At 54.9% G+C, this 11,939-nt stretch carries 10 protein-coding genes; 8 read left to right on the top strand and 2 right to left on the bottom strand.

All coding sequences use genetic code 11. The annotated features are described in order from the left end of the window. On the top strand, nucleotides 1–748 hold a 748-nt coding region (locus B2R48_RS11865; RefSeq protein ID WP_297000621.1), incomplete at its 5' end, for a DUF4197 domain-containing protein. Between the two features lie 12 nt (nucleotides 749–760). Here B2R48_RS11865 and B2R48_RS11860 read toward each other — a convergent pair. Then, nucleotides 761–1,183 (bottom strand): ATP-binding protein, encoded by a 423-nt coding sequence (locus B2R48_RS11860; protein ID WP_213473974.1) that lies wholly within the window; start codon nucleotides 1,181–1,183, stop codon nucleotides 761–763. A gap of 27 nt (nucleotides 1,184–1,210) precedes the next feature. Beyond that, on the bottom strand, nucleotides 1,211–3,031 hold the full coding sequence (locus B2R48_RS11855; protein WP_297000618.1) for an AMP-dependent synthetase/ligase: 1,821 nt from the start codon (nucleotides 3,029–3,031) through the stop codon (nucleotides 1,211–1,213). Between the two features lie 479 nt (nucleotides 3,032–3,510). Here B2R48_RS11855 and B2R48_RS11850 point away from each other — a divergent pair, with 479 nt between their 5' ends. The 7 genes from B2R48_RS11850 to B2R48_RS11820 all read left to right on the top strand — a co-directional run. Further along, nucleotides 3,511–5,286 carry a M3 family oligoendopeptidase gene (locus tag B2R48_RS11850; RefSeq protein WP_297000616.1) on the top strand — a complete coding sequence of 592 codons (1,776 nt, stop codon included), beginning with the start codon at nucleotides 3,511–3,513 and terminating at the stop codon, nucleotides 5,284–5,286. A gap of 1 nt (nucleotide 5,287) precedes the next feature. Further along, a complete protein-coding gene (locus B2R48_RS11845) occupies nucleotides 5,288–6,667 on the top strand; it encodes an ABC1 kinase family protein (protein WP_297000614.1) in 1,380 nt (459 codons plus the stop codon). 746 nt (nucleotides 6,668–7,413) lie between these two features. Next, entirely contained in the window at nucleotides 7,414–8,577 is a 1,164-nt protein-coding gene (locus tag B2R48_RS11840; protein WP_213473979.1) for a Re/Si-specific NAD(P)(+) transhydrogenase subunit alpha, read from the top strand. Beyond that, entirely contained in the window at nucleotides 8,570–9,001 is a 432-nt protein-coding gene (locus B2R48_RS11835) for an NAD(P) transhydrogenase subunit alpha (protein ID WP_062956082.1), read from the top strand. The genes B2R48_RS11840 and B2R48_RS11835 overlap by 8 nt, the downstream gene beginning before the upstream one ends. Nucleotides 9,002–9,013: 12 nt before the next feature. Continuing rightward, nucleotides 9,014–10,411 carry an NAD(P)(+) transhydrogenase (Re/Si-specific) subunit beta gene (locus B2R48_RS11830; protein ID WP_297000606.1) on the top strand — a complete coding sequence of 466 codons (1,398 nt, stop codon included), beginning with the start codon at nucleotides 9,014–9,016 and terminating at the stop codon, nucleotides 10,409–10,411. A 122-nt stretch (nucleotides 10,412–10,533) separates the two neighbouring features. Beyond that, nucleotides 10,534–11,121 carry a hypothetical protein gene (locus tag B2R48_RS11825; RefSeq protein WP_297000603.1) on the top strand — a complete coding sequence of 196 codons (588 nt, stop codon included), beginning with the start codon at nucleotides 10,534–10,536 and terminating at the stop codon, nucleotides 11,119–11,121. A gap of 148 nt (nucleotides 11,122–11,269) precedes the next feature. Further along, the coding region (locus tag B2R48_RS11820) for an SDR family oxidoreductase (protein ID WP_297000600.1) at nucleotides 11,270–11,939 on the top strand (670 nt) is incomplete at its 3' end.

Genomic DNA, 11,939 nt, shown 5'->3' with positions numbered 1-11,939 from the left:
TGCGCTTGTTCTGGGTAACCTCGTTGCGCCCGTTCACGCCCAGTCCTTCTTTGATAAAGCCAAGGACGCCCTTGGCGATGTGATGAATTCATCGGGTTCGGGAAGTGCGTCTGGCGGCAGTGGATTGGGGGCTTCAGCCTTATCATCAGACACGGTCGAGAAGGGGCTCAAGCAGGCGCTTGATATCGGGGTGGAACTGGTCACCGATCAGCTTGGTGCCGTTGATGGCTTTAACGCCGATCCGGTGGCGCATATTCCGTTACCAGACGAAGTTCAAACCGCCCAGAAATTGATGACTGCGGCGGGTTTTGGCAGCTATGCCGATGAAATCGAGTTGCGGATGAACCGGGCCGCCGAGCAGACCATGCAGGATGCCGGTGATATTCTGGTCAATGCGGTCCGCCAAATGACCGTGGCCGATGCCAAGGGGATCTTGCAGGGGCCGGATGACGCCGCGACACAGTACCTGCGCCGCGTTTCAGGCAATGATATCGAGGGCCGCTTGCGCCCGGTGATTACGGACGCGCTGTCCGATACCGGTGCCTTGTCGCTGTATGATCAGATGCTGGGGCAATATGACCAACTGCCGTTTGTGCCCGACCTCAAGGCATCATTGACCGATCACGCCACCGACAAGGCGATGGAAGGCTTGTTCCACTACATCGCCCTTCAGGAAGCAGATATTCGCAGCGATCCGACCCGGTGGACGACGGATATCCTTGAAAAAGTCTTTTCGAGCGTGAACTGAGCGGCGAGCCCCTTAGCGGTATTTCTCGGGCAGGGGTTCCCAGCGGTCACGCATGTCGGCAAGGGTTTCGTCGGGCACCATATGGATGCTGCCGAAACGGCCATGGCATTCGACGATTTGCAACAGAATGTCGTGCTTGTCGGCCATGTCGATATAGGCCTTCATTTCCCAGAAACGCGTAAAGGTGTTGGAGACAACAACGTCGTATCCTTCGGACAAGGAGTTGTGGCACTCCGCCTCGCACCTTGCGTGGGTTTGTGACAGGCGGGTGCCATCAAACTCGTAGAACCCTTCATGGTCGACCATGAACATGTCGGCTTCCAGATGAACAGCGCCCGTCGCCTGACACAGGTTTTTGGCAAGGGTCGATTTACCTGATCCGGGAAGGCCCCGGACCAGGGTAAGTGTTTGTTTGATTTCTTTGGGGCGGGTCATCGTTTTCAGGGTCAGTCGTTGTGGCTTCTATTGACCGCCGCGCTTGCGCTGATAAAGGCCATCAAGCTGCTTGGCATAGGCTTCGCGGATTTTATGGCGGCGGATTTTCATCGACGGGGTCAGCATTTCGTTGTCGATGGTAAAGGGCGCTTCGGCAAACATGAAGCTGCGCACTTTTTCAATCGTCGACAGGCGTTTGTTTACCCGGTCAATGGCTGCGCGGATGATTTTGCGGAAGTCCTCGTTTTTGCCAAGGGCCTCAATATCATTGGATAGGTCGTTGTCGCGGGCAAATTCGCGCATGAAGTCTTCGTCGGGCCACAGTACGGCCACCAGATAGGGTTTGTCATCGCCATAGACCATGGCTTGGGAAATCTCGGTCTCAAGGGTCATCAGTCCCTCGATCCGCTGGGGCGAGATGTTGTCGCCGCCGGAATTGACGATGATGTCCTTCTTGCGGTCCGTGATCATCAGGCTGCCCTGTTCATCGAACTTGCCGATGTCACCGGTATGCAGCCAGCCATCAATAATGGTCGATGCAGTAACCTCTGGCAGGTTCCAGTAGCCCTTCATCATGCTTTCGCCGCGCAGCAGGATTTCGCCATCATCGGCAATCTTGACCTCGGCACCCACCATTGGCGGGCCGACGGTGCGCAGTTTGTTGTTTTCAGCACGGTTGCATGACACCACCGGGGCGAACTCCGTCTGGCCATAGCCCTGCAGAATGCGAATGCCGCATGACACAAACAGAACACCCAGTTCATAGTTCAGGGGGCCGCCGCCCGATACCATGGCCTTGATCCGTCCACCAAAGCGTTGACGCAGTTTGCGACGAAGCAGCAGTTCACAGGCAAGGTTCTGAAGCCTTTCAAGCAGGTTCAGTCGTTCACCTTCGTAATTCTTGCGGCCAAGGCGCAAGGTCAGGTCAAACAGCTTTTGCTTGATGCCGCCTTCCTTTTCGACCATGCGGCTCATGCGTTGATAAAGCATTTCATACAGACGCGGCACAGCCGTCATGATGGTCGGACGGACTTCGGCAAGATTGGCGGCCAGTTTATCAAGCCCCTCGGCGTAATAGATCTGGGCATCAATACTGATCGGGAAATACAGGCCGGCGGTGTGCTCGTAGGAATGCGACAGCGGCAGGAAGGACAGGAAGATTTCCTTGTCGATGCCAAGGGTCTCGATGATGTCAAACGCGCCCATGCAGTTCGACAGGATCGCCCCGTGACTTAGCATCACACCCTTTGGCGAGCCACCCGTGCCCGAGGTATAAATCAGGCAGGCAAGGTCATCGCGCTTGATCTTGGAAATCCAGTCATCAACGTCATGGGTCAGGCCGCGCCCCTTGGCAATCAGTTCGTCCCAGCGGGAAATGGTGATATCGCCAACAAAGCTTTGTCCCCATTCTTCCATCATGATCGCATGGCGGCAGCGTCCGCTATCAAGGGCGGCGTGCAGGAAGGGCTGGGCAAGTTTTTTGGTCGAGATGATGGCAATCGCTGCACCACTGTCTTCGATCGCGTGAAGATGATCGCGCTCGGTATTGGTGGTGTAGGCAGGAACGGTCATGGCGCCAGCGCACATGATGGCAAGATCGGCGATGCCCCATTCAGTCCGGTTTTCCGAAACCAGCAGAACCCGATCACCGGGCCGAACGCCAATTTCATAAAGGGAACGGGCAAGCGCGCTCACCTGATCGGCGGCTTCTTGCCAACTGGTGGGTTCAAACTTTTTGCTTTCGGGGTCTTTCGTCCAAAGAAACGGCGCGTCGCCATGTTTCTTTGCCTTGTCGAAAAACATGGTCGGCAAGTTTTGCCAATCGGCATAATCCTGCAAACTCGTCATGACGTTTCCTTGCCTCACTGTCTGTTCCCGGGAACGGGCAATCTTGGCGCTGCCCTGGTTGGGACGTTGTCCTCGGTCTTTATACCCGTATAAGTGCCGGGCAGATCGGAATAAACGAACGTTCCAAGATGAATTTGTTATCAGGGATTGCGTAATTGCGCAGCCTGAAAATGACATTTTAAAGACCGATTTGTCACCGATGTCACAGCAACGCGCGATTGTGGGCAGTGTTCCGGGTCACAGTCGTGTGAAATACCGTTCTATTTGGTGCTCAACGCGGCTTTGCTGTTGTCCGTGACACAAGGAACGATATGATCGGACCAGCAATTTGAAACCGTATCTGTCAACGGGTCTGGTGATATGGCTTTGACAGGCTATATATCGGGTTCGGATCTTTGAATGCAAACGGGATTGCCCCGTGCTTTGCGGATCGGCGGCCCGCGACCGAAAAGAGACCAAAGAGACTGTCTGGAGGACAAATGAACGCGATCAACAAGAATTTGCCGACCTGGGATCTGACCGATCTCTATAACGATCTGAAAGACCCGAATATCCGGCGCGATCTTGATGATGCCAAAAGCCGCTCTCAGGCGTTTCAGCAGACCTATCAGGGCAAGCTCAATGATCTGTCCGGTGATGAACTGGCAGCGGCCATAGCCGAATATGAAGCCATCAGCGAAATCTGTGGCAAGATTGGCTCGTTTGCCCAGTTGAAATATGCCGGTGATAGCTCGGACGCGGCCATTGGTCAGTTCTATCAGTTCGTTCAGGAAGAAATGACCGGCATTTCCAGCCTGTCGCTGTTCTTTGGTCTTGAAATCAACCGGATCGAAGACGCATCGCTGGATGCGAAATACGAACAAAGCGAAGCCCTTCGCCGCTATCGCCCGTGGCTTGATGAAAACCGTGCTTTCCGCCCGCACCAGCTGTCCGATGAGGTCGAGCAGGTCCTGCATGAGCGCCGCGTCGCCGGATCGGCCGCGTGGGTGCGCCTGTTTGACCAGACCATGGCAGAATTGCGCTTCCCGATTGATGGCGAAGAGCTGACCATGTCGGACGCTGCGAACATGCTGTCATCAAGCAAGGTCGACGATCGCAAGAAAGCCGCGAAATCAATCGGTGACGTTCTGGGCAAGAACATCAAGCTTCTGGCGCACATCACCAATACCCTTGCCAAGGACAAGGAAATTGATGATCGCCTGCGCAACTTTGCAACCCCGGTTTCATCACGCAACCTGTCGAACCAGGTCGAGGATGAAGTTGTTGATGCGCTTAATACGGCCGTGAAAAACAGCCATGCCGATCTGTCGCACCGGTATTATCGCCTGAAAGCGAAATGGTTTGGTGTTGATCAGCTTGATTACTGGGATCGCAACGCACCGCTGCCCGATGATGATGATCGTCAGATTGACTGGGACACCGCGCGGTCGACGGTGTTGAAGGCATATGGCGAGTTTTCCCCGGAACTGGCAGAAGTCGGTCAGAAATTCTTTGATAACCCGTGGATTGATGTGCCGCCCCGTGCGGGCAAGTCATCGGGTGCCTTTGCGCACCCGACCGTGCCGTCTGCGCATCCTTACCTTTTGCTGAATTACCACGGCAAAACCCGTGATGTGATGACGCTGGCCCATGAGTTGGGCCACGGCGTACATCAGGTTCTGGCAGCAGAGCAGGGCTATTTCCTGTCTGATACGCCGCTGACTCTGGCGGAAACTGCGTCGGTATTTGGTGAAATGCTGACCTTCCAGTCAATGTTGCGCGCGGAGAGCGATCCGAAGATGAAGCGCATCATGCTGGCGGGCAAGGTTGAGGACATGCTCAACACCGTCGTGCGTCAGATCGCGTTCTTTGAATTTGAAAAACGCGTGCATGAAAAGCGCCGCGAAGGTGAATTGACCGTCGATGAGATCTGCGAGATCTGGATCGCCGTACAGCATGAAAGTCTGGGCGACGCCATCCGCTATGAAGACGAATACAAGTACTACTGGTCTTATATTCCGCACTTCATCCATTCGCCGTTCTATGTTTATGCCTATGCCTTTGGCGATTGCCTGGTGAACTCGCTTTACGATGTTTATCAGGGTGCCGAAGACGGCTTCCAGCAGAAGTATCTTGATATGCTTAAAGCCGGAGGCACCAAGCGGCATCAGGAACTTCTGGCACCGTTCGGACTTGATGCATCGGACCCGGCCTTCTGGCAGCGGGGCCTTAATATGATCAAGCGTATGATCGATGAGCTGGAGGAGCTTTCCTGAGATGAGTGATAACGACGATGATTATACCGCCGCGAACGAGGAAAACAGGTTTGGCGGGCGGGTTCGTCGTTATGCACGGGTGGGTGCTTCGGCCAGTAAACTGGCCGCGCGCCTTGCCACGGGAAAAATGTTCGGCGGCGAGATTGATCACGCCAAATACGCCGCCGAACTGACCTCGGCTCTTGGTGGGCTCAAGGGGCCGCTGATGAAGGTCGCCCAGATCCTGTCGACCATCCCCGATGCTCTGCCCAAGGAATATACCCAGGCCCTGGCAGAGCTTCAGGCCGATGCACCCAGCATGGGCTGGTTGTTTGTCAAACGCCGCATGCGCAGCGAGCTGGGGGCCGGGTGGCAATCGAAATTCACCGATTTCAGCCACGATGCCGTGGCAGCAGCGTCACTTGGGCAGGTCCACAAGGCGACCTTGCCCGACGGGCGCGATGTTGCCTGCAAGCTGCAATACCCGGACATGTCGGCAACCGTCGAGGCGGACCTTAAGCAGCTGCGTGCGGCCTTTGCGATCTACAAGCGCTATGACAGCGCGATTGATGCCCAAAACATTCAGGAAGAACTGACGGCCCGCCTGCGCGAAGAACTCGACTATCAGCGTGAAGCCAAACATATGCGCCTGTATGGTCATATGCTGGCCGATGTCGATTGCGTACATGTCCCCGAACCTGTTGACGAAGTGACCACCAGCCGACTTTTGACCATGACCTGGCAGAAGGGGCAAAAGTTCAAGCATTTCCTTGAAAGCGATCCCGATCAGGATGCGCGCAATCAGGTTGCGCTTAATATGTTTCGGGCGTGGTATGTGCCGTTTTATCGCTATGGCGTGATCCATGGCGATCCGCATCTGGGCAATTACACACTGCGTGATGACCTTTCGGTCAATCTTCTGGATTTCGGCTGTATCCGCATTTTCAAACCGGACTTTGTTCAGGCAGTGATCACGCTCTATGAGGCGCTGCGTGACGAGGACGAGGAAAAGGCTGTTTCAGCCTATGAAAGCTGGGGCTTTGAAAATCCGTCGCGCGAATTGATTGATGTGCTCAATATCTGGGCCAGCTTCGTTTACGGCCCGATCCTTGATGATCGTGAACGCAAGATGGGCGAAACGAATTCGGTCGCCTATGGTGCAGAGGTCGCGGGAAAGGTTCATCAGGAACTGCGTCGTGTCGGCGGTGTCAAACCACCCCGCGAGTTTGTTCTGGTTGACCGTGCGGCGGTCGGGCTTGGGGCGGTATTCCTGCGTCTTGATGCGCAGGTGAACTGGTATCGCCTGTTTAACGATCTGGTTGGTGATTTTGACGTGGCAAAACTTGAAGCCCGCCAGAAAACCGCCCTCGACCAGATCGGTCTGGATCGCCCGGACGCGTAAATTGCCTGACACAACATCGCTGCGATTCGATCTTTTGGGGTGCAATCGCCTGACTGTTTGATGCGAATTGCGAGTTGAAAAACCGAATTTGGTCAGCTTACCCTGAAACAAATCTGAAAAAATCGGGAATCATTTTGCGAACCTTTTTAAGGTTGGCGCGTTACGTGTTGGTTGATCGATGACCGATAAAGGAAGACTCTGGCGTTTGTTTGTAAGATAATATTCACTTACAACGTGGGGTAAAAACAGGGGAAACTGGGGAAAATCAATTGTCTGACGTGTGACGAGCAGGATAAGGACCTGTTCCATAGCGGAAATTAAATGTGCGAATTTCCGCTCATTGTTGATTTTATTAGTAGTTAATCAAAATCTAGTTAAACTGTTTTTTTGTCGTTTTTTCGGATTGTGGTTGTCGGCGAGAAATCGCATCTTGCTCTCAACGCAGACATGCAGGGCGTCATTGATTGTTTGTCCTGAGCACCAATGGCGGGTGGGACCTGATATGTCGCAAGGTTTATGCCTTGTAATGCGTGGTGGGAAAGTGGGCGGTTTCTTCTGCGATTGCTGAAGAACCGCCTTTTTCTTTTTCGGGCCGTCAGGTGTGTTGGCCCGGATGATTTGAATTGGACAAGGGTTGCCCGGTGATCGGTCCGAAATGAACGCAAAACGACGTTCTGGAACCGGTTGCTTTGAAAGAACACGGATTGTCAAACTGACCAATCACTTAGGGAAGGAGGTCAAACGCGATGAAACTGGCCGTTCCAAAGGAAATATGGCCCGGGGAAAAGCGCGTTGCCGTCACGCCAGAGACCGTCAAGAAACTTAAGGCTCTGGGGTTTGACGTAGCAATTGAGGCTGGTGCCGGAACTGACGCCGCCATACCGGATGATCGCTTTGTCGATGCCGGTGCAACCATTGCCAAAACAATGAAAACCACCGTGAAGGATGCCGATGTCATCTTCAAGGTGCGCCCACCTGTCATTGATGGCAAAACCAACGAATTGACCGCCTATAAAAAGGGGGCGGCCGTTGTCGCCCTGCTTGAGCCATATGATCGTAAAGACCTGATCGATGCCATGGCAAAGGCGGGTGTGGATGGTTATTCCATGGAATTGATGCCGCGTATTTCACGCGCTCAGTCAATGGATGTGCTGTCTTCGCAATCCAACCTGGCGGGCTATCGCGCCGTTCTGGATGCCGCCCATGAATTTGGCCGCATCTATCCGATGATGATGACAGCCGCGGGTACCTTGCCGCCGGCACGTGTTGTCGTGGTCGGGGCCGGTGTTGCTGGCCTGCAGGCAATTGCAACGGCCAAGCGTCTTGGCGCTGTTGTCTCGGCATTTGATGTGCGCCCGGCTGTGAAAGAGCAGGTTCAATCCCTTGGCGGGACCTTCATTGAAGTCGAAGACGACACGGCGTCCGACGCCGAAACGTCCGGTGGCTATGCCAAGGAAATGTCGGACGACTACAAGAAAAAGCAGGCTGAAAAGCTTAAAGAGGTTCTGACCAAGACTGACATCGTCATTACCACGGCCCTTATTCCGGGCCGTCCGGCACCGGAAATTGTCACCGCCGATATGGTGGCGGGCATGAAGCCGGGATCGGTGATCATTGACCTTGCTGCTGAACGTGGTGGCAACGTGGCCGGGGTGAAACTTGGTGAAACGGTGATGACCGATAATGGTGTGAAACTGATTGGTCCGGCCAACATCACCAGTTCCGTCGCAACCGATGCCACGGCGATGTATGCCAAGAACCTTTTGAACTTCATCACCCTTTCTGTTGATGCGGACAAAGGTGCGCTCGCATTTGATGGCGAAGACCAGATCATAAAAGAGACGCGCCTGACCCACGACGGAAAGGTCGTTCATCCGAAATTCGGCGGGGAGGAGGTCGCAAATGGCTGATCAATCCGTAGCCCAAGATGCAAATGAACTCCGCGATGCCGCCCTTGGCCTTGCGGAAAAGGCAGCAGAGCTTGCCGATAGTCTGGCAAGTGGTGCGTCTGATGCCGCTGGCACGGCCGCGGTCGCGGTACAGGGATCGGGTGTTAGCCCGACAGTCCTTGGTCTGACCGTCTTCGTTCTGGCCTGCTTTGTTGGCTATTATGTCGTCTGGAAAGTTACCCCGGCACTTCATTCGCCTTTGATGGCTGTGACCAACGCCATTTCATCGGTGATTATCGTCGGTGCGCTTCTGGCAGCAGGCCCGGTGGAGATGAACTTCTCCAAGATGATGGGCTTCATTGCGGTGGTGTTGGCCTCGGTCAACATTTTCGGTGGCTTCATTGTCGCCCAGCGCATGCTGCATATGTTCAAGAAAAAGAAGTAGGGGGAACACACAATGTCGGAAAACCTATCGGCTTTCCTGTATCTGGTGGCCTCGGTCTGCTTCATTCTTTCGTTGCGCGGACTTTCGTCACCTGAATCGGCCCGGAACGGGAACATCCTTGGCATGGTGGGTATGGCAATTGCCATCTTTACCACGCTGGCAAGCCCGGCCGTGCTGTCATACACAACTATCATCGTCGGTATTCTGATCGGTGGTGCGATTGGTACGGTCATCGCGCTCAAGATCCAGATGACCGCGCTGCCACAGCTTGTTGCTGCCTTCCACTCGCTGGTCGGTCTGGCGGCGGTGTTTGTCGCCGGTGCAGCGCTTTATTCGCCGGGTGCCTATGGCATTGGAACGGCGGGAAATATCGGTGCGGCCAGCCTGATTGAAATGGGCCTTGGCGTTGCGATTGGTGCCATCACCTTTACCGGTTCGCTGATCGCGTTTGGTAAATTGCAGGGCATTGTTTCGGGCACGCCTGTCCGGTTCAAGGGGCAGCATATGCTCAACCTTGCCATTGGGATTGCCATTGTTGTCTTTGGCGTCATTCTGGTGGTGACTGAAAGCCACACTGCCTTCTGGATCCTTGTTGCACTTGCCCTGATTCTGGGTGTTACGCTGATCATTCCGATCGGCGGGGCAGACATGCCGGTCGTTGTTTCCATGCTGAACTCGTACTCGGGTTGGGCGGCATGCGGCATCGGCTTCACGCTTCAGAACAGTGCGCTGATCATTACCGGGGCGCTTGTCGGCGCGTCGGGTGCGATCCTGTCCTACATCATGTGCAAGGGCATGAACCGCTCGATCTTCAATGTCATCTTTGGTGGCTTTGGCGCAGAGGGCGAAGCAGCCGCCGGACCTGGCGGCGATGGTGATCGGTCGGTCAAATCCGGCTCGGCCGATGATGCGTCCTTCATCATGAAGAATGCATCGAGCGTCATCATCGTGCCGGGCTATGGCATGGCCGTCGCACAGGCACAGCATGCGCTGCGTGAAATGGCTGATATCCTTAAAGCCGAGGGTGTCAAAGTCCGTTACGCCATCCATCCGGTGGCCGGACGTATGCCAGGTCACATGAACGTGCTTCTGGCCGAGGCCAGCGTGCCCTATGACGACGTGCTGGAAATGGAAGAAATCAACCGTGATTTCGGATCGGCTGACGTTGCCTTCGTGATTGGTGCAAACGACATCACCAACCCGGCAGCCAAAACCGACCCGGCAAGCCCGATCTTCGGCATGCCGATCCTTGAAGTCGAAAAGGCCAAAACGGTCCTGTTCGTCAAACGCGGCATGTCAGCGGGTTACGCCGGCATCCAGAACGAGCTGTTCTTCAAGGACAACACCATGATGTTGTTCGGCGATGCCAAAAAGATGTGCGAAGAAATCGTCATGCATCTCGATAACTGATCAAACCATCCGGTTTGAAACGACAAAAGGCGGCTCCAATGGGGCCGCCTTTTTTTCGGCGCTACAACGTCTTATAGTGCTGTCACGCTTCTTCACCCTGAAGGTCTGGTTCGGAAGGTCGCATGTTTCGGTTGGTAAGGGTTTCTCTGCTTTTGGTGGTTGTGCTTTCTGTGGCGCTGGTGGCGTCCATGGGCCTGACAATCCTGACCTATGTCCGACTGACGGCAGAGAAGCCGATTGCCAAGATGTATTTCGAGCGGCTTGAGGACGATTTGTTTGAAGCACATCTGGCGTCTGTCGGGGATGGGGATGTCGGCGTCTTTGAGATTTACGGTGATCAGTGGCGGATTGATGCCGAGTTCATCAAGCTGAAGCCCTGGGCCAATGTGATGGGCATGGACGCGCGCTATAAGCTGGTGCGCTTTGAGGGCCGCTATCGCGATATCAATGACGAAAACACCAAGCCAAAGATGGCCTATGATCTGGGGCAGGGCGATGTGCTTGATCTGATGAACTATCTGGCGGAATGGAATTTCCTGGTCGATGCCGAGTATGGCAGTTCGACCTTTACTGATATCAAGCAAGATACGCTTTACACCGTTTATCGCACCCAGTCGGGCATCATTGTGCGCTCTGAACCGATGCCCGATCCGATTGGGTATGAGCCCACAATGCTTGATGACATCCGGGCGTGGGTTTCGGAGAACTGATATCGCCAATTGACCTGTCTTTGATTGGGGCGATTGAACGTCAGGTCCGAAACCGGCGAGCAGCACTAACGCCCGCCCCGTATCCTTTTGCCATCGTTAATCGCACCGCCCGGTCAACCGGGCGGGTGCCAGATGGATTGGATGGATCATGTTGCTTGAAGACAAGGTTGTTATCATCACCGGTGCAAGTTCCGGGATCGGCGCCGCATCGGCCAAACTGTTTGCCAAGGAAGGGGCAAAGCTTGTGCTTGCGGCGCGCTCGGAAGACCGGCTTGATCAGGTTGTGACGGAAATCAATGGGGCAGGCGGCAAGGCATTTGCCATTGCCGGGGATGTCTGCGACGAGGCGTTTGCCAAGGCATTGGTCGATGCTGCCATTGGCGAATATGGTAGGCTTGATGTCGGGTTCAACAATGCCGGGACGCTCGGATCCCCCGGTGCCCTGAGCGATATTGACGTTGGGGAGTGGGAAGAAACCATTCGAACCAACCTGACCGCTGCCATGTTCGGGGCGAAATACCAGATGCCCGAAATTGCCAAACGCGGCGGCGGATCGGTTATTTTTACCTCTACATTTGTTGGGCATACCATTGGCCTGCCGGGCATGACGGCCTATGCGGCAAGTAAAATGGGCCTGATCGGGATGGCGCAATGTTTGGCCGTGGAGTATGGCGGGGCCAATGTGCGGGTAAATGCCTTGTTGCCGGGCGGAACAGACACCCCGATGGCGGCAAGCTTTGCCAATGATCCGGAAGCGCGGGCAATGGTGGAAAAGTTCCATGCGCTCGGCCGGATCGCCGCGCCAGACGAAATTGCCA

This window comes from Thalassospira sp. UBA848 (assembly GCF_002295455.1).
Lineage (GTDB): Bacteria > Pseudomonadota > Alphaproteobacteria > Rhodospirillales > Thalassospiraceae > Thalassospira.
The sequence above is the reverse complement of the archived record's forward strand: the minus strand, read 5'-3'. Positions and strand labels throughout refer to the sequence as shown.